Below are 19,932 nucleotides of genomic sequence, written 5' to 3'. Positions count from 1 at the left end.
CCGCAACTGGGAATGATTCAGGGGGTTTTACAATGAAACATGTGGGTTTGATGGCGTCGGTCGCAGCGATGGCGATTGCGGTTCCGGCGCAGGCCCAGGTGCGGCATGCGGTCGCGGCGGAACAGCAGTTTACTGTCGATCTGCCCGCACAGTCGCTCGGCGCGACGCTGATGCAGATTTCGCGCACCACCGGAATGCAGCTGGTATTTACCGACAGCAGCATCAAACGCCGGGTCGCTCCGCGCGTGAGAGGCACTTATACCCCCAGCCAGATGCTGCAGATGGCGCTGGCAGGCAGTGGTTATACCTATCGTTTTACCGGCCCCGACGCGATCCGCATCGTGCCCGCCGGGCAACTGCAGAAATCCGCTTCTTATACCACGACGCTTCAGCCGGTGGCGGCGCAGGGCGCGACCAGCGCCGCGGCCCCGGCATCTGAACCGGCCCCCGCAGCGGCAGAGCCTGCCGAAGAAGCGCCGGCAATCGTTGTTGTCGGTTCGCAGATTCAGGGTTCGAAAGTGGCCGATGCGCTGCCGGTGACTCTGGTCGATGAAAAGCAGATCGGCGCCACCGGCGCGGTGTCGGGCGACGAACTGTTCCGTTCGATCCCGCAGCTTGGCGACGTGTCGTTCAACTCGTCGTACCTGCCCAACAGCTCGAACGCGGCGCGCGGCGATGTCGGCTCGGTCAACCTGCGGAACCTGGGCGAAGGCAACACCCTGTTGCTGATCGATGGTCGCCGTGTGGTGACCCACCCGACCAGCCGCGCCAACGATCAGCTCGTGCCCGTGCTCACCTACAACACCAACGCGATCCCCGTGTCGGGCGTTCAGCGGATGGAAGTGCTGCGCGATGGCGCAGCGGCGATTTACGGTTCGGATGCCGTCGCGGGCGTCGTCAACGTCGTGCTCAAGAAAGACTACGAAGGGCTGGGCCTCAGCGCGCAATACGGGCTGGCCGAAGGCACCGGGATGCACGAATTCAGCGCCAACGGGATTTTCGGCACCAGGCTGGGTGACCGCGGCAATATCACTGTGCTGGCCGACTACAGCCACCGTTCGATGCTGCGCGCATCGGATCAGGAATATACCGCTTCGTCGGATAAGCGCCCGCTGTTCGAAGGCACTCGTTTCGAAGGGGCCACTTCGCTCGACAACCGTGCCAGCACCAGCCCGTGGGGCAACTTCGGCGCTGTCGGGGTGAGCGGGGGCGTACGCCAGAACGGCACGCGCATCACATCGTCTTCCGGCCTGTTCCACATTCAGCCGGGCACCAATCCGGGCTGCCTCAGCAATCTGGGCAACGGCATCTGCATCGACGACGGTTCGGCATCGACCACCGGCGACGATCGCAACCTGCGTCACGACCGGCTGGCGGCATACGATCAGACGATCATGCCCGAAACCGATCGCGGCAATCTGTTCGTGACTGGCAACTACGAAGTCGCGCCCGATGTCGAGATATTCGGTGAAGGCGGGCTGTACCTTGCCCGCACGAAGAGCTGGCAGACATCGACCTATAACCTCAGCTCGATCCCGATCACCGTTCCGGCCAGCAATTACTGGAACCCGTTCGGCGCGACCACGCTGCCCGATGGTTCGCCCAACCCGAACCGTCTGCCCGGCCTCGACAATGTGCCCGACGAAGGCGTGCCGGTCACGCTGCGGACCTACGATTTCTCCGATGTCGGCCCCAATCTGGTGACAGTGGACAACAGCGAATTTCGCCTGCTGGGCGGGCTGCGCTGGAAGCTAGGCGGGTTCAACTTCGAATCCGCTGCGCTGTATAGCGAAGCGCGGGTGCACGACAGCTCCACCGCTCTCAGCGCGACGCTGGTGCAGCAGCAGCTCGCACTGGCGACGCCCGATGCCTACAACCCGTTCAACGGCGGCAATCTGGCCAATCCCAGCCTGGCGGATACCACGCTCAGCAATCAGGCGGCGATCGATGCGATGCGGATCAGTGCCGACCGTATCTCCAAATCGACGCTGGCGCTGTGGGACATCAAGGCGTCGAACGCCAACCTGTTCATGCTGCCCGGCGGCCCGCTGGGTGTGGCGATCGGTGGTGAATTCCGCCGCGAAACCCAGCGCGACGATCGCGATCCGCGGCTCGACGGCACGACTGTGTTCACCGATTCGGTCACCGGCGTCGAATATGGCAGCGATCTGGTGGGCACCAGCCCGTCGAACGATCTGAGCGGCAAGCGCGATGTGCTGTCGGCTTATGCCGAACTGGCGATCCCGCTGATTTCGCCGGACATGAATATCCCGCTGGCCAAGCGGATCGAATTGCAGATCGCCGGGCGTTTCGAACACTACAGCGATGCCGGTTCGGTGGCGAAGCCCAAGATCGCCGGTGCGTGGGACGTGGTCGATGGCGTGCGTCTGCGCGGTTCGTATGCCGAAGGGTTCAAGGCGCCGAACCTCGAACAGGTCAACGCCACTGTCGTGACCCGTTCGAACAACCGCACCGACTATGTCCGCTGCGAAGCGGACCTGCGCGCGGGGCGGATCGCAGACTTTTCCGATTGCAGCCAGACGCAGGCGGTTATCTCGCAGCGGTCGGGCAACCCCGATCTGCGGCCGGAAAAATCGAAGTCGTGGAGCGCAGGGATCGTGCTGCAGCCGGAATTCCTGCCGCCCAGCCTTGGCCGGATCACGCTGACCGCCGATTACTGGAGCGTGCGGCAGAGCGGCATCGTCGGCCTGTTCGGGGATGGCAACTCGCTGATCCAGGATTACCTGTTGCGGACACAGGGCGGTTCCAACCCCGACGTGGTGCGCGCCGATCCGACGACCGACGACATCGCGGCATTTGCCGGAACCGGGCTCGATCCGGTGGGGCAGATCCTGTACGTGAAAGATGCCTATCGCAACTTGTTGCCGCAGGAAGCGTCGGGGGTCGATCTCGGCCTGATCTGGAGCTTACGCGACACGGGCATCGGCGATTTCACGGTCAATCTGAACGCGGCATACCTGCGTAAGTTCTTCCTCGAACCGTCGCCCGATATCGCCGCGCTGATGGCAGCCCAGCAAGCGGGTGAGATCAATTCGGGCATCAATATCAGCGGTGGCGGCGATCTGCTGCGCCAGAATGGCAAGCCTGAATGGAAGGCATCGGGCAGCGTGACGTGGAATTACGACGCGTTCCAGATCGGTGCTTACACGCAGTACACCGGTTCGGTGGACGATACCGGCCTGATCGATGGCGATGGCAACCCCTGGGTGGTGGACGATTCGATGACGTTCAACCTCTACTTCCAGGCATCGGTGGAGCGCGACGGGATGCAGCCGTTCACGTTCCGCATCGGGGCGCGCAACCTGTTCGATACCAATCCGCCGCTCAGCTCGGATGGTTATATGGCGTCGCTCTACAATCCTTACGGGCGCTATCTCTACGTGAACGTCCGCACGGCGTTCTGAGGGGGATGAGGATGTCTGGTCGCACCACGCTATCGCTGCGCGGCGTAACGCACGCCGCCGCTATCGCTCTGGTCCTGTTTGGTTCGCCTCTGGCGGCCAAACAGCCGGCGCCGCCCGTCGCACAGGCCCCCGCAGCTGCCCCCACGCAGGAGCAGGCCTATTCGCGGACGGGCGGCGATATCGTCGGTTACGATTCGATCCACCATCCGGTGATCGGACACGGCGGCATGGTGGTGAGCCAGAATGCATATGGCACCCGCGCCGGGGCAGAGATTCTGCGCCGGGGCGGCAATGCCGTGGATGCCGCCGTTACTGTCGCGCTGGTAGAGGCGGTGTCGCTGGCCCGCGCGGGCAATATCGGTGGTGGCGGCTTCATGCTGATCCACATGGCGGCGGCAGACGGGAAACCGGCATCGACCACCGCCATCGATTATTACGGGGTCGCTCCGCGCAAGGTCACGCCCGACCTGCTGCTCGACGCCAATGGCAAGTTCGACCGCGATAAAGGCTGGTCGTTCAAAGGCGTGGCGGTGCCGGGCACAGTCGCGGGCCTGTGGGCGGCGCATGAACGGTTCGGCAAATTGCCGTGGGCCAATCTGGTGCAGCCGGCAATCGATCTGGCCACCAACGGCGTGATCCTGAGCGATGCCGAAGCGGAGGCCACGGCGCAGCAATCGGAAGCGCTGGCCCGCGATCCCGGCGCGCGCGCCGCCTATCTGAAACCCGATGGAACCCCTTACAAGGCAGGCGACCTGTTCCGCCAGCCCGACCTTGCCAAAACCCTCACCGCGATCCGCGATCACGGGCGCGACGGGTTCTACAAAGGCTGGGTCGCGAAAAAGCTGGTCGCTGCGATGAAGGCCAATGGCGGGATCATCGATCAGGGAGATCTGGATGCCTATCGCGCCGATGTCTCGCCGCCGATCTGGTCCAGCTATCGCGGGCATCCGGTGGCCTATATGCCGCCGACCGCATCGGGCGTCAGCGTCGCTGAAGCGATGAACATCCTCGAACATTATCCGGTGGGCGAAATGGGCTGGGGCAGTGTCGCCAACCTGCACCTGCTGTCCGAAACGATGAAGATCGTCACGTCCGACCGCCGTCTTGTGGGGGGCAAGCCCGACTGGAATACCCCGAGCAAGGGGCTGGCGAGCAAGGAATTCGCCGCGCAGCGCGCCGCGCTGATCAAACCCGACAGCGCGCTGGATGAAAAGAGCCTGCCCGAAGGCAATCCCTATCCGTTCGAAAGCAAGGATACGACGCATTATTCGGTGGCCGATGCCAGCGGTAATGCGGTCAGCAATACTTACACCCTCAGCGCATCGTACGGCGCGCATGTAGTGGCGCCGGGCACCGGGTTCCTGCTCAACAATTCGCTGGGCAATCTGGCGTGGGGCGCGCGGGGCAAGGAATATCCGGCCACGCAAGTCGTGCCGGGCAAGCGCGTGGGATCGACGATCACCCCGATCATCGTGTTCGATAAAGACAAACCCTGGCTGGTCACCGGCACCCCCGGCGGCGGCACGATCATCGCTACGATGGTGCAATTGCTGTCGAACGTGATCGATCACCGACTGAACGTTGCCGAAGCGGCGCAGCGGCCCCGGATCAACCAGTCCGATGCCGACCGGCCGATGGAAATGGAAAGCGGATATTCGCCCGACATCGCCCGCCTGCTGGAAGAGAAGGGGCACAAAGTGGTTCCTTCGCGGACGATGGGCAGCACTCAGTCGATCATGATCGAAGGCGACCGGTTCCTCGGCGCAGCGGACACCCGCCGCCCCGATGCGCTGGCAGTGGGTGTGACCGAGTGAAACGCGCGTGACGGTGCGGCTGTTCAGCCCTTCGGGTTCGCAACAGAACAGCCGCAATCCGATATAATTTAATATAACCGACACACTACCGTCGCGAGCGTTTCACTTTGGCGATGCAGGGAGGCCCCGTTTCCACAAACGGGGTCTCTTTCATGAAATTCAGAACTATCGTGCGCGCCACAATTCTGAGCGCGGCGTCACTGCTTCCTTTGCATGCGGCCTGTGCCGCCACCGCCGATGATGCCAGCGATACGGAAGCCGGGGCCGAAGCGGGTGGGGCGGGCGATCAGGGCCAGCCAGATAACCAGATCGTGGTCACCGCGCAGAAGATCGAACAGCGCGAAACCGATGTTCCGATCACGCTGTCGGCTGTTTCGGGCAAACAGATCGAACGGCTCGGTGTCAGCGATCTGGACGAGTTGTCGAACTATGTTCCCGGTCTCAACATTCAGGAACAGAGCGCCAATAATCCCGGCATCGTGATCCGCGGGATCACATCGGATTCGGGATCGTCGCAGCAGGGGCCGCGTGTCACGCTGTATTACAACGGGGTCGATATCTCGCGCTCGCGCGGGTCGTATCAGGCGATCTACGATCTTGAACGGGTGGAAGTGATCAAGGGGCCGCAGGCAACCTTGTTCGGTACGGCATCGGCTGTCGGCGCGATCAGTCTGGTTTCCGCGAAGCCGCGCCCCGGCTTTTCCGCCGAACTGTCGGGCCAGTATGGCAATTACAACACCACCGTGCTGTCGGGCTTCGTCAATGCCGGGTCCGATGTGCTGGCGGGCCGTATTGCGTTCGAATGGCGCGGACGCGACGGATATGTGCAGAACCTTGCCACGTCGCAGAAAGACGAGCTGTATTCGCAGGATCAGCTGGGTGTGCGCGGATCGCTGCGATTCCGGCCTAACGACCGGCTGACAGTCGATCTGGTGGGCACATACGACCGCCAGCGCAACGGCGGCACACCGTTTATTTCAGGCACATATCCCACGCCCGCCGGGCCGGCCAACCCATTTGGCGATGCCGATCTGGGCGGATCGCCGTATTCGGCGCAGGCGCTGGGCAACAGCCAGCTTGGGCTGGTGCGCGATGTCTATGATGCCAATCTGACGGCGGCATACGAACTGACCGACAATCTTACCTTCACGACAGTCAACGGCTATCGCGAATTCGACAGCGCGGAAGTGTTCGATGCCGATGGCGGCCCGGCGCCGTTCCTTGAATTCGCGGAGATCGCCAAGGGGTGGCAGTTCAGCCACGAAGGGCGTTTCTCCTATGCCGATCCCAACTGGCGGGCATCGTTCGGCTGGAACTTCTTTACCGAGAAAGGGCATCAGAACGTGCCTTTCTCGACCGAAGAAGTCACGTTTCTGCAATGTCTGTCCGAACTGTTCGGCGCGACCGGGCCGGTGCCGGGCGCACCCTGCGTCGCCAGCGATGGCAGCGTGCCGGTGTACGACATGATCGGCGCGGGTTTGCGTCAGGCGATCCCCTATAGCTCGGTGTTCGAAAACCGCGGCGAAAATCAGAGCTATTCGTTGTTTGCCGATACGACGTGGATACCTATGCCCGCGCTGGAGCTGACCGCCGGGGCGCGCGTGCTGATCGAACAGCGCAAATCGGGCTATGTCACCGATGTGCCCAATTCGGTGCTCACCGGCGCGCCGCTGGTTCCCGGCCAGCTCGATACCGGCGGCGAAGTGTTCACCGCCCGTCGCAGTTTCTCTGCTGTGTTGCCGCGTTTCAATGCGCTGTACCGGGTGACGCCCGAACTGAATGTCTATGCGACGGTGTCCAAAGGGCGCCGTTCGCCGGTCGTGTCGCTCGGCGCGCGCAAGTCCGGGGCGGAGGTAGTGCCCAATTATCAGTTGATCCCTGAAGAAACCGTCTGGAATTATGAAGGCGGGGTGAAGTTCGCATCGCGCGCAGTGTTCGCTTCGCTCGGCGCGTATCTTCAGAAGTACAAGGGGTTTCAGGTGACCCGGACAGTGTCCGACCCCAACGATCCCTCCGGCCTGCCGGTCGGTTCCTCGATCACCGAAAGCGCCGGTTCGGCCGGTAACTTCGGGGTAGAGGCGGAACTGAACGTCAAGCCGACATCGTGGCTCAGCGTGTTCGCTAACGCCGGCTATATCGACGGCGGGATCGACGACGATCCGGCGAATGGCATTTTCGCGGGCGACCGTTTCCGCCTGCAGCCCGAATGGCAGGCAGCGGGCGGCTTCACCGTCGATTATCCGATTGGCGGCGGCGCGCGCATTTTTGCCACTCCGAGTGTGACATACCGCAGCCGGATATTCTTCGAAGTGCCGAACAAGGCGAATATCTCGCAAGGGCCGGTCACGCTGGTCAATGCCCGTGCCGGTGTTTCTTTTGCAGAGGGCCGCTACGAAATCGCCGGATATATCCGCAACGCGACCGACGAGGACTATCTGCTCGACGCAGGCAACACCGGCGGCGCGTTCGGCATACCGACTTTCATCCCGGCAGAGCCGCGCTTCTACGGCGTGCAACTGACGGCGCGCTTCGGCGGATAAAAAACGGCAGGCTATGGCGGGCGCAGCGGTGCCCGCCATAGCTGTGCCGCGCTCTCCCGATAGCAACTCGTCCTGAACGGGGGCGGGGCCGGTCGCAGATATGCTTGTCGACTCGCCAGCCCCGGCCTAGGTTCAGTTGCAAAAGGAGAGTGATTCAATGAACACCAAGATGCTGATCAACGGAGAGCTGGTCGATGGGGCGGGCACGCTCGATGTCGTAAACCCCGCAACTGGCAAGGCTTTCGCCACTGTCGCGCGGGCAGACGATGCCCAGTTGGAAGCCGCCGTCGCCGCAGCCAAGGCAGCGTTCCCCGCATGGTCGAAACGGACATACGAAGAACGTGGCGCGATGATCGGCCAGCTGGCCGATGCCATCGAAGCGCGCAAGGATGAACTGGCGCAGTTGCTGACCCGCGAACAGGGCAAGCCCGCCGCGCAGGCGATGGGCGAAGTGATCGGCGGGATCTATCAGCTCCGTTTCTACGCCTCGCAGCGCCACGAACCGCAGGTTATCAAGGAAGATGCCAAGGCCCGCATCCTCGAACACCGCACCCCGCTGGGCGTGGTGGCAGCGGTCACGCCGTGGAATTTCCCGTTTCTGATGGTGACGCAGAAAATCGGCCCCGCGCTGGTCACCGGCAACACTGTGATCGCCAAACCGGCGCCGACCACGCCGATGTGTGCGCTGTTCATTGCCGAAGAAGCAGCGAAGATTTTCCCGGCAGGTGTGCTGAATGTGATCGTCGATGAAAACGACCTCGGCGGCCCGCTGACCGCGCATCCCGATATCGCCAAAGTCAGCTTCACCGGATCGACCGGCACCGGGCGCAAGGTCTATGCTTCGGGTGCCGACGCGCTCAAGCGGATCACGCTGGAGCTGGGCGGCAACGATGCCGCTATCGTGCTCGACGACGTATCGCCCAAGGAAATCGCGCCCAAGCTGTTCAATGGCGCGATGATCAACGCCGGGCAGGTCTGTCTGGCGATCAAGCGGGTCTATGCCCCGGCCTCGATCTATGACGAACTGTGCGACGAACTGGCGCAGCTGGCGAAAGATGCCGTGGTCGACGATGGCGCCAATCAGGGCGCACAGATCGGCCCGGTGCAGAACAAGATGCAGTACGAAAAAGTGCTCGGCTTCCTCGAAGACGCGCGCGAAAACGGCACTGTGCTGGCCGGTGGCGACCGGCTTGACCGCGACGGTTATTTCATCGCCCCGACAGTGGTGAAAGACATTCCCGACAGCGCCCGTCTGGTGCGCGAGGAACAGTTCGGCCCGGTGATCCCGGTGCTGAAATACGACGATATCGACGACGTGATCGCGCGGGCGAACGACAGCGAATATGGCCTTGGCGGTACTGTCTGGTCGGCCGATCTCGATCGCGGGGTGGAAGTGGCGATGAAGATCGATTCGGGCACCGTGTGGGTGAACAAGCATCTCGACCTGCCGTTCGATGTGCCGTTCGGCGGTGCCAAGCAATCGGGCATCGGCCGCGAGGGTGGTGACGAAGGCATTTCCGCCTACACCCAGAAACACGTCATCAACATGGCACTGAGCTGAGCATGGCGGCCTGAACCTGACCGGCGGGCGAAGCTGGACTTTGCCCGCCTCAGGACTTTCGCGCTTGAAACGCGCGCGGCGTGTGGGTTAGCCGCATACCGCAGCTTTATGGCAGGCCGGGGGGCACGCCATATGCCGTGATACCACGGCGCACACATAGGGGTGCACCATTCGCGTGCCAGAGGGAGTGAATACCACCGTGACTGACCAGACCGTCCGCAACGGCCTTACCGTCGATACCGTGCTCGTCGATTTTATCGAGAACGAAGCGCTGCCGGGCACCGGGCTTACGCCCGATGCATTCTGGCAGGGCGCAGCGGATATCTTTGCCCGCTTCGCTCCGCGCAACCGCGAACTGCTGGCGAAGCGGGACGATCTTCAGGCACGGATCGACGACTGGCATCGCGAGAATCCCGGCCCGATTGCGGATATGGACGGATACCGCGCTTTCCTGACCGAAATCGGCTATCTCGTGCCCGAACCGGCCAGCGTGGAAGCGAACCCGCGCCATGTCGATGCCGAGCTGGCGACGATTGCCGGGCCGCAACTGGTGGTGCCGATCCTCAACGCGCGGTTCCTGCTCAACGCCGCCAATGCCCGCTGGGGCAGCCTCTACGATGCGCTCTACGGCACCGATGCCATTCCGGGCGAGGCCGAAGGGAAGGGCTACGATCCCAAACGCGGGGCGCAGGTCATCGCCTGGGCGCGCCGCTTCCTCGACCGTGCAGTGCCGCTGGCCAGCGGATCGTGGGCCGACTGGGACGGCAGCGTGCCGCAACTGGCAGATCCGGCGCAACTGCTGGGCCATGCAGGTGACAACCTGCTGCTGAAACATAACGGCCTGCATATCGAAGTGGTGATCGACCGCAGTCATCCCATTGGCAAGGATGATCCGGCGGGCGTGGCCGACGTGATCCTCGAATCCGCCGTTTCCACGATCTGCGATTGCGAGGATTCGGTCGCCGCGGTCGATGCGGAAGATAAAGTGCTGGCCTATCGCAACTGGCTGGGCCTGATGCGCGGCGATTTGCAGGATACGTTCGAGAAGGGCGGCAAAACCGTAACCCGCGCGCTCAATCCCGACCGCGCCTATACCGCCACCGATGGCAGCACGCTGACGCTGCACGGGCGCAGCCTGCTGCTGGTCCGCAATGTCGGCCACCTGATGACCAACCCGGCGGTGCACATGCCCGATGGCAGCGAAGCGCCCGAAGGCATCCTCGATGGCATCGTCACCAGCCTGATCGCGCTGCACGATCTCAAACGGCTGGGCAAACTGACCAACAGCCGCGAAGGTTCGATCTATATCGTCAAACCCAAGATGCACGGGCCGGAAGAATGCGCCTTCACCAACGATCTGTTCGATGCGGTGGAGGATTTGCTCGGCCTGGCCCGCAACACGATCAAGGTTGGCGTGATGGACGAAGAGCGCCGCACCAGTGCCAATCTCGCCGCGTGTATCGCCGCGGTGAAAGACCGGATCATGTTCATCAACACCGGCTTCCTCGACCGCACGGGCGATGAAATGCACACCGCGATGCAGGCCGGGGCCATGTTGCGCAAGGGGGCGATGAAAACCACCCCGTGGATCACCGCTTACGAAGATCGCAACGTCCAGATCGGCCTCGCCTGCGGCCTGTCGGGCAAGGCGCAGATCGGCAAGGGGATGTGGGCGATGCCCGACCGGATGGCCGATATGCTGGAACAGAAAATCGGCCACCCGAAAACCGGCGCCAACTGCGCCTGGGTGCCCAGTCCGACCGCCGCGACGCTGCATGCCACGCATTATCACGATGTCGATGTGTTCGCCCGTCAGGCCGAACGCATGGCCGAACCGGTCGCGCCGCTGGCCGATCTGCTGACGATCCCGGTGGCCGATGGCAAGAACTGGTCGGAAGACGAAGTACGGGCAGAGCTGGAGAATAACGCGCAGGGCATCCTTGGCTATGTCGTGCGCTGGGTCGATCAGGGTGTCGGCTGCTCCAAAGTGCCCGACATCAACGATGTCGGCCTGATGGAAGACCGGGCCACGCTGCGTATTTCCAGCCAGCACATCGCCAACTGGCTGCACCACGGAGTCACCACCCCGGAAGAGGTCGACGCGGTGTTCCTGCGGATGGCGGCCAAGGTCGATGCCCAGAACGCAGGCGATCCGGCCTACAAACCGATGGCCAGCAACCCCGACGGCAGCCTCGCTTATCAGGCCGCCCGCGCGCTGGTGTTCGAAGGGCTGGCGCAACCAAGCGGCTACACCGAACCGCTGCTCCACGCCTATCGCCTGAAAGTAAAGGCGCAAAGTTGAGGTTCTGCGCTGCTATCCCGCTCCGCGATAGGGTGGAGCGGGTTGCGTGGCGGAGAGTGGCATAGCTCTCTCACTTTACTATCCACCCTCGTCATTGCGAGGAGCCGCAGGCGACGCGGCAATCCATCGACCGCCCTTTGTCTCCATCACAACCGCCGCGATGGGCGGGGGCGTTGGGTGGAAGCTTGTCACACGAAGGCACGAAGGCAGGGAGTGGGTTTAGTTCAGAGGTAAGGTCGCACTGCCGATGGCTGACCAATACTATCGCCCGTGTCCTCAGCCTCCGTGGGTATCCTCAGCCTCGTCATTGCGAGGAGCCGCAGGCGACGCGGCAATCCATGGCCCGCCCGCGCCCCACCACAAACGCCGCAATGGGCGGGACCACCGCTTCATGGTTTCCCTCACTGCATTCGCAATGACGAACAGGGAGATAGATGCCGAAAGCCGGGGCCCGGCGCCGTGCCGGATGAATTCGTGCATTCATATTCACGTTGACGGCCCGCGCGGTGCGGACGACCACTTGCGCCTTGCGACCGGGTGGAGGATAAGCCCGGCCCACGGTTCACGAGAGGAAGATACCCGATGGCGCTCGCCCCCCAAGCTGCAAGCAGTACCGATCCGCAACCGGCGGAAGTGGAAGGCGAACACATCAACGCGCCCGGTTTGCAGTTCTTCGTATTCGGGCTGTTCTTCATCTTCGGTGGGATCACATCGCTCAACGATGTGATTATTCCCAAGCTGAAAGAGCTGTTTACGCTCAACTACACGCAGGCGATGCTGGTGCAGTTCTGCTTCTTCGCTGCATATGCCGCGATCGGTATCCCCGGCGCGCAGCTGGTGAAGAAAATCGGCTATATGCGTGGCGCGGTTGCCGGATTGCTGACGATGATGGCGGGCTGTCTGCTGTTCATCCCTGCCAGCCAGACGGCGACATATGGCCTGTTCCTGTTCGCGCTGTTCGTGCTCGCCAGCGGCGTGGTGATCGTGCAGGTCGTGGCCAACCCGCTGATTTCGCTGCTTGGCCCGCCGAAAACCACGCATAGCCGCCTGACGTTTGCGCAGGCGTTCAATTCGCTGGGCACCACGATTTTCCCGCTGGTCGGCGCCGGGCTGATCCTTGGCAGTCTGGCCAAAGTGAGTGCGGACGAACTGTCAGGCCCGGCGCTCGATGCCTATCGTTCGGCCGAAAGCGCTGTGATCGTAAACACCTATATCGGGCTCGCCATTGCGCTGGCGATTGTCGCCGCGGTGGTGTGGTCGTTCCGCAATCGCCTGCAAGGGGAAAAGCATGAAGCGAGCAGCTTCCTCGGCGGGTTCAAGCTGCTGCAGCGCCCGCGCTTTGGCTACGGTGCGCTGTGCATCTTCCTCTATGTCGGCGCGGAAGTGTCGATCGGTTCGATCATGATCAACTACCTCGCGCAGTCCCGCGTTCTGGGGCAGCCGGAATCGGTGATCGGCTGGATGATCATGTTCTATTGGGGCGGCGCGCTGGTCGGGCGTTTCATCGGATCGGCAGTGCTGCGGATGGTCAGCCCCGGCAAACTGCTGGCGTGCGTTGCGGCGGGCGCGATTACTCTGGTGCTGATTTCGGCCAACACCAGCGGCCATGTCGCGGGCTATGCCCTGCTGTCGGTCGGCCTGATGAACGCGATCATGTTCCCCACGATCTTCAGCCTGGCATGTGAAAAGCTGGGATCGCTCGCGGCAGACGGTTCGGGCATCATCAACGTGGCGATCTGCGGCGGGGCGATCGTTCCGCTGGCCTTCGGCGCGCTGGCCGATGCCAGCGGCAGCCTGGCCTTTGCGCTGATCCTGCCGGTCATCTGCTACGCCATTATCGCCGGGTTCGGCATCTTCGCACGGCGCCCTGCCGAGGCGTGAGGCGGTTTTGCCGGCGTGGTGGCGCGATGCTGCTGCGCGGTTGGAAGGAAAGCGGGGTTCCCGATCAAGTCCGGGGCGGCAGGCTAACCTGACACTGCCCATCCATTCGCCCGTCCCCTTGTCATTGCGAGGGGCGTGGCAACGTGGCAGCCCAGAGGCAGGACTCGCCTTGATTGCAGCCGCTGCGATGGGAAGCGACGTCGGATGACAGTTTGTCACACGAAGACGCGAAGGCACGGAGGCGAGTGGTTCGGGGTTTGGGCCGCACTGCCGATGGTTAGCCAATACTATACGTGCGTATTCTCAGCCTCGTCATTGCGAGGAGCCGCAGCCGACGCGGCAATTCATGGCGCGCACGTTTCCTCCATCGCAACCGATGCGATGGGAGAGGGTGTCGGGCCATGGATTGCTTCACTGCGTTCGCAATGACGAGTGGAAAGGTGGGGACCGGGACGACGAGAGGAGCGAAACCGCCTCTCCCATCCATCCCTCGTCATTGCGAGGAGCCGCAGGCGACGTGGCAATCCAAGGACCGCCTTTCGCCTCCACCGCAACCGATGCGATGGCGGCTATCGCGTTTCGATGGCGCCTGTCTGCTCCAGAGCGGCGATCTTTGCGTCGTCCATTCCCAGCACTTCGCGCAAGACTTCGCGTGTGTTCTCCCCGGCGAGTGGCGGTGCGCGGCGGTAATCGGCGGGCGTTTCCGAGAGTTGCCCCGGAAAGCCGACGACTTTCACTGTGCCCCCATTGCTCCGGCTGAGTGACTTAACCAGTTCGCGCGCGGCCACTTGCGGCAGGGCGAGCGCCTGCGGGATGGAATTCACTTTTCCTCCGGGCACTTTGGCGGCGTGCATCGCCTCCACGAAATCGTCCGACTGCCACTTCGCAATCGCCGGTTCGAGATATTCCATCAGCGCCGCGCGATTGACAGCGCGCCCCTTTATTTCGGCAAAGCGGGGATCGTCCGCCAGTTCATCCAGCCCCAGAATGCCGCACAGGCGGCGGAACTGCTGATCGTTGGCAGAGGCCACCAGCACATTGCCATCGGCGCAGGCAAAGTCCTGATACGGCACGATTGTCGTGTGCTGATTGCCCATCCGTTGCGGTTCCGCCCCGGCGTTGAGCGCACTTGCCCAGTGGTTGCCGAGCATGGCAATCGTACCGTCCAACATCGCGAGGTCGATCTGCTGCCCTTCGCCGGTCTGCGTGCGGTGGTGCAGCGCGCCCAGCACCGAAATGGCGGCCCACAATCCGGTCAGCAGATCGGCAATCGGCACCCCGGCCTTGGTCGGCGGGCCATCGGGCGCGCCGGTCACGCTCATCAGCCCGCTCATCCCCTGAATCAGGAAATCGTATCCGCCGCGATCCTTTTCCGGCCCGGTGTGGCCGAACCCGGTGATCGAACACCAGATCAGATCGGGTTTTATCGCGCGCAGATCGCTGTAATCCAGCCCGTATTTGGCCAGCCCGCCGGGTCGGAAATTCTCGATTACGATATCGGCTTTGGCTGCGATGCCGCGGATCACGTCCGCCCCTTCGGGGGTAGCGATATTGACTGCGATGGAGCGCTTGTTGCGATTGGCGCAGGCATAATACGATGCGTCGCCCGATCCGTCAGGCAGGAACGGCGGCCCCCATTTGCGGGTGTCGTCGCCCATACCCGGCTGTTCGACCTTGATAACCTCTGCACCCAGATCGCCAAGAACCTGCGCGCACCACGGCCCGGCCAGCACCCGGCTGAGATCGAGCACAGTCAGCCCGGCGAGGGGGCCGGTGGAGGTGGGCGGGGCGGAGTTGTGGGGATCGGTCATGCCAGACCGATAGGCGCGTTTAAGGCCCTTCGCCAAGGGGGATTGCGGGCCATATTATCCGCTGACCGGGCGAGTTGGGTAAGAGGGGCAGGCGATACGCTGGCGGGTTCGCTGCCCCTCTCGATGTCACTCGATATTGCCTTCGCCGGCAATCCCTTGCAGCGATTCACCCGGCATCAGGATATAGCGCCAGATAACCGCACCCAGCAGCCCGCCGACCAGCGGAGCCAGCCAGAACAGCCACAGTTGCGGCACAGCGCCGGTTTCCGCGAACAGCGCCACCCCGGTGGACCGCGCCGGATTGACCGAGGTGTTGGTGACCGGGATCGATATCAGGTGGATCAGCGTCAACGCCAGACCGATCGCAATCGGGGCGAATCCGCCTGGCACCGCCGGGTTGGTAGAGCCCAGAATAACCACCAGAAATCCGGCGGTCAGCACGATTTCGATCAGCAGTGCCGCCTGCATCGAATATCCGCCGGGCGACAGCGCGCCATACCCGTTGGAAGCGAAGCTGCCCGCTTCCCATCCGGCCTTGCCCGATGCGATGGCGAACAGCACAGCGGCGGCAACAATCGCGCCAATCACTTGCGCGACCCAGTACGGGATCAGATCCTTCCATGCGAAGCGGCCTGCCACCGCCAGCCCCAGCGAAACCGCCGGGTTGAAATGCCCGCCCGAAATGCCGCCCACGGCATAGGCCATCGTCAGCACGGTCAGCCCGAATGCCAGCGCGACTCCGGCAAACCCGATGCCCAGTTCCGGGAAAGCGGCGGCCAGAACGGCAGAGCCGCAGCCACCGAACACCAGCCAGAATGTGCCGAAGAATTCGGCGGAAAGTTTACGGATCATCGCACGATCCTCCCCTTATCGTTGGTGCGACCCGCAACGATGTGTTAACCTTACGGCGCGCCCCGCGATTGGCAAGCCGGTTGGCGCGAAAGGCGGCTGCAAAATCGCGCCCGATGTCCTAAGGCATCCACGATGAAGCCCAAAATCCTTACTACCATGCAGCACTACTCGTTCTCCGCATTCGGCGCCGATGCGCTGGCGGGGCTGACCGTGGCGCTGGTCGCGCTGCCGTTGAGCATCGCCATCGCTATCGCTTCGGGTGCGGAGCCTGCCGCCGGGCTGATTACCGCGGTCGTCGGCGGGTTCATGATTTCCGCTCTGGGCGGCAGCCGGGTGCAGATCGGCGGGCCGACCGGCGCGTTCATCGTTGTGGTCTATGGCGTGATCCACGATCATGGCTACGGCGGCCTGCTGGTCGCTACGCTGATGGCGGGTGTGATCCTGCTGATCGCCGGTTTCCTGCGCGCGGGCCGCCTGATCCGCCATGTACCCGAAGCGGTGATCGAGGGGTTCACAATCGGCATCGCAGTGGTGATCGCGTTCAGCCAGATCAAGGATCTGGCGGGGATGAGCGGCCCGGCGCTGCCCGCCGATTTTCTGCCCAAGCTGCAGGGGCTGTGGGCCATGCGGGCGACTGTCGATCCGGCGGCACTGGCGATGGGGGTGGGCAGCGTCGCTGCGATCCTGATCCTGCGCCGTCTGGCCCCGCGTATCCCCTGGCTGGTGCTGGTGGTCGCGCTGGCCAGCGTTGTGGCGTCGTTTGCGCTGCCATCGGTGGAGACGGTCGCGGGCCGGTATGGCGCGCTGCCCGATGGATTGCCGATGCCGCATCTGCCGACGATAAGCGGCGAACTGATGATCGCTCTGTTGCCATCGGCACTGACGATTGCCTTTCTGGCGGGGATCGAGTCGCTGCTGTCCGCCATCGTGGCAGACCGGATGATCGGCGGCGCACACCGGTCGAATGCCGAACTGATCGCGCAAGGGGCGGCCAACATCGCATCGCCATTGTTCGGCGGTTTGCCCGCGACCGGCGCGATTGCCCGCACGGCCACCAATGTGAACGCCGGTGGGCGCACACCTGTGGCGGGCATGGTCCACGCGCTGGTCGTGCTGGCGGCGATGGTGTTCCTCGGTTCGCTGGCCGGCGCATTGGCGCTGCCCGCGCTGGCCGGGCTGCTGGTGGTGACGGCATGGACGATGAGCGAGCCGCACCGCTGGGGCGAACGGCTGAAGATGCCGCGCGCCGATTTCGCTTTGCTGTTGCTGACGGCGGTGATGACGGTGCTGGCCGATCTGGCGCTGGCGATTGCCGTGGGCACGGTGCTGGGTCTGGCGCTGCGCCTGTCACGCGGAGAGATCGATGCGCCGCGCTGGCACACCCCGTTCCGCTGGGGCGGGCGTGGCCGCTCCGACGACGACTAGCATCTGCCTGCTGGCACCTGCCGGCGCGGGAGAGACATGGACCGCTCCCTGCAGTTTCGAAAGATGTGACTTTTTGCAGATTTCCCTTCTGGAACAGTGACTTGCGGCTAATTTTCGCAAGCGCACTGTGGCCTTTGCAAATCGCCCCATTTGTGGGGATCGGTCCGCAGTGAAAACGGCAAAGCTTGGCGTGGCAGTCATACCTCCAAGCTGACGGTTTTGCCGTGTGTAGGACAGCGCAATCTGCACGGGGGCGGGGCGCGCCTGATCTTCGCTTTCTCAGACTACGATTTATATAGTTGACTCAGTCAACATAATTGCCTTTTAAGGCGACATGGACACCACAATAGAGGCCATTCGGACCTTCAACCGCTTCTTCACCCGGCATGTGGGTGCAATGAACGCACGTTTTCTCGATACAGACGCGAACCTTGCAGAGGCGCGCCTGCTGTTCGAAATAGCTCGGCAGGAGCCGGTTCAGGCCAGCACGTTGCAGGCCGATCTCGGGATTGATCGCGGATACCTCAGCCGTATGACTGCGCGGTTCGAAGATCGCGGATGGGTCACGCGCGATCATGGTGAGGCCGACGCGCGCACCCGACCGATCCGCCTGACCGAAGCGGGGCGCACGGTGTTCGGCCAGATGGACGAACGCCAGCGTTCCGCCGTCGCCCACGATCTCGGGCGCCTGGGGCCGGTGGAGCAGGAGGATCTGGTGCAGGCCCTGACCAGAGCGCAATTGCTGCTCGATCCCGATGCTCCCATGTCGTTCACCATCCGCCCCCCTCGTGTCGGGGAGGTCAGTCAGGTCGCTGCCCGACAATCGATATTATACGCGGAAAGTCATGGCTGGGGCCGCGCTCTTGAAACAGTCGAGGCGGAAACGACAGCGGCATTTCTTCGCCAGTTCAACCCGGATCGCGAAGGGTGCTGGGTTGCCGACCTTGCCGGGGTGATGGCCGGTGCAGTCTTTCTCACAGACGAAGGCGGCGGGGTGGCCCGTCTTCGCTTGCTGCATGTCGAACCGTTCGCCCGCCGACGGGGAATTGGCGATGCGCTGGTGCGCACATGCATCGATTTCGCGCGGGAGAAAGGATACGATCGGATCACGTTGTGGACGCATACGGTGCTCGACGCGGCACGTCGTATCTATACCCGCAACGGGTTCGAATGCATCTCGACCGACGTTCATCACGAATTCGGAGAGCCGGTGCAGGGTGAAACCTGGCAACTGATCCTGAATAGCTGAGCCATGCTGTTGCCCGCCGGGGCGTCTGTCGCCGGTGCGCGTACATTTGCCATTTCCGGTGCACGGGATTGACTGCAACCCCACCCGTACATATCTGAAAGGCCTGCCCATTTCAGGCACAGGAATTGTAGATGCCGGAGCTTGTAACCATCCGCTGATCGTCTCGACCGATCGAGACATCTGACTGCACCATGTCGACCTGGCGTTATGCCGGGGTCGAGGTGCTGTGCCGATCACACTGGTTTACAGGTTTAATCATGAACATCTCACGCAGCGAGCAGCGCGTTTTGCACGTGCTCGCTCAGGGCGGATGTATCCGCCATCAACGGTCCGACAGTGGCCGTATTATCGATGTGCTTTGCTTTACGCGCGACGGCCATGTGCTGGCCGATTGTACGCTGGAGGTTTTCCAGAAACTCCGGCGCAAGCGGCTCGTCGAATCCCGCATGTCGAGCCCGTATCGCATTTCCGAACGGGGCCGCCGTTCTGTGCGCGCTCAACCCGATAATCGTTGAGGATAACGGATATGAAAATTCGTATTGAAACGGCCGCCGATATTCCGGCGATCGAACAGGTGATTACCGATGCCATGCGTTTGCTCGCTCAGGCAACGGGAACCGAGGCAGCTATCGTCGAGCGGTTGCGAGTGGCAAATGCCCTCTCGCTCTCTCTGGTGGCGGAGGAGGGCGGCGAGGTGATCGGCTATCTCGCCGCATCGGCTGCGCGAGTGGGGCAACAGGATGGCTGGAGCCTGATCGGTCCGGTTGCCGTTGCACCTGCTCACCGTCTCAGCGGAGTTGGAACGGCGTTGATGCGCGAGGCTTTGCGCAGACTGCGGGAGACGAGCCGCGGAGCCGCACTGGTTGGCGATCCGGTGTATTACGCCCGTTTCGGGTTCCGCACCTTTCCCGAATTGTTCGTGCCGGACTGCCCGCCCGAGGTGGTTCAGGCGATTTCATTCGATGGCGCAGAGCCATGCGGGGAATTGATCCATCATCCGGCGTTCGGTCTGGATCAATAACGAGGAATGGGAATCGGGCCGCATGTCGCGCGATATGCGGCCCGGTTTCCC

12 protein-coding genes are annotated in these 19,932 nt (G+C 63.0%); 10 read left to right on the top strand and 2 right to left on the bottom strand.

Features of this window, described 5'->3' with window-relative positions; genetic code table 11:
• Positions 1-32: 32 nt before the first annotated feature.
• The 6 genes from D6858_RS01785 to D6858_RS01760 all read left to right on the top strand — a co-directional run bounded on the left by D6858_RS01785 (position 33) and on the right by D6858_RS01760 (position 13,523).
• Positions 33-3,425, top strand: coding sequence for a TonB-dependent receptor (locus tag D6858_RS01785; RefSeq protein WP_120106639.1), 3,393 nt, complete (start codon positions 33-35; stop codon positions 3,423-3,425).
• 11 nt (positions 3,426-3,436) lie between these two features.
• Complete coding sequence (gene ggt / locus D6858_RS01780; protein WP_120106637.1) at positions 3,437-5,239, top strand: gamma-glutamyltransferase; 1,803 nt, start codon at positions 3,437-3,439, stop codon at positions 5,237-5,239.
• Between the two features lie 152 nt (positions 5,240-5,391).
• The gene (locus tag D6858_RS01775) at positions 5,392-7,779 is read left to right on the top strand and encodes a TonB-dependent receptor (protein ID WP_120106634.1); all 2,388 of its coding nucleotides are present in this window, start codon (positions 5,392-5,394) and stop codon (positions 7,777-7,779) included.
• A 157-nt stretch (positions 7,780-7,936) separates the two neighbouring features.
• Complete coding sequence (locus D6858_RS01770; protein ID WP_120106632.1) at positions 7,937-9,340, top strand: aldehyde dehydrogenase family protein; 1,404 nt, start codon at positions 7,937-7,939, stop codon at positions 9,338-9,340.
• Between the two features lie 199 nt (positions 9,341-9,539).
• Positions 9,540-11,642, top strand: a complete 2,103-nt coding sequence (locus D6858_RS01765; RefSeq protein ID WP_120106678.1) for a malate synthase G — start codon at positions 9,540-9,542, stop codon at positions 11,640-11,642.
• A gap of 582 nt (positions 11,643-12,224) precedes the next feature.
• On the top strand, positions 12,225-13,523 hold the full coding sequence (locus tag D6858_RS01760; protein WP_120106629.1) for a sugar MFS transporter: 1,299 nt from the start codon (positions 12,225-12,227) through the stop codon (positions 13,521-13,523).
• A 569-nt stretch (positions 13,524-14,092) separates the two neighbouring features.
• Here the strand turns inward: D6858_RS01760 and D6858_RS01755 are convergent.
• A complete protein-coding gene (locus tag D6858_RS01755; RefSeq protein ID WP_120106627.1) occupies positions 14,093-15,334 on the bottom strand; it encodes a CaiB/BaiF CoA transferase family protein in 1,242 nt (413 codons plus the stop codon).
• Positions 15,335-15,460: 126 nt separating this feature from the next.
• Positions 15,461-16,186 carry an aquaporin Z gene (gene aqpZ / locus D6858_RS01750; RefSeq protein WP_120106625.1) on the bottom strand — a complete coding sequence of 242 codons (726 nt, stop codon included), beginning with the start codon at positions 16,184-16,186 and terminating at the stop codon, positions 15,461-15,463.
• Between the two features lie 132 nt (positions 16,187-16,318).
• Between aqpZ and D6858_RS01745 the strand changes: the two genes are divergently transcribed.
• The 4 genes from D6858_RS01745 to D6858_RS01730 all read left to right on the top strand — a co-directional run bounded on the left by D6858_RS01745 (position 16,319) and on the right by D6858_RS01730 (position 19,881).
• A complete protein-coding gene (locus D6858_RS01745; RefSeq protein WP_120106623.1) occupies positions 16,319-17,611 on the top strand; it encodes a SulP family inorganic anion transporter in 1,293 nt (430 codons plus the stop codon).
• Between the two features lie 334 nt (positions 17,612-17,945).
• Complete coding sequence (locus tag D6858_RS01740) at positions 17,946-18,860, top strand: bifunctional helix-turn-helix transcriptional regulator/GNAT family N-acetyltransferase (protein ID WP_120106621.1); 915 nt, start codon at positions 17,946-17,948, stop codon at positions 18,858-18,860.
• A gap of 257 nt (positions 18,861-19,117) precedes the next feature.
• Positions 19,118-19,375, top strand: a complete 258-nt coding sequence (locus tag D6858_RS01735; protein WP_120106676.1) for a YjhX family toxin — start codon at positions 19,118-19,120, stop codon at positions 19,373-19,375.
• An 11-nt stretch (positions 19,376-19,386) separates the two neighbouring features.
• Positions 19,387-19,881, top strand: a complete 495-nt coding sequence (locus tag D6858_RS01730) for a GNAT family N-acetyltransferase (protein ID WP_120106618.1) — start codon at positions 19,387-19,389, stop codon at positions 19,879-19,881.
• Positions 19,882-19,932: the final 51 nt, after the last annotated feature.

Source organism: Tsuneonella suprasediminis (assembly GCF_003605755.1).
GTDB classification, from domain to species: domain Bacteria; phylum Pseudomonadota; class Alphaproteobacteria; order Sphingomonadales; family Sphingomonadaceae; genus Tsuneonella; species Tsuneonella suprasediminis.
The sequence above is the reverse complement of the archived record's forward strand: the minus strand, read 5'-3'. Positions and strand labels throughout refer to the sequence as shown.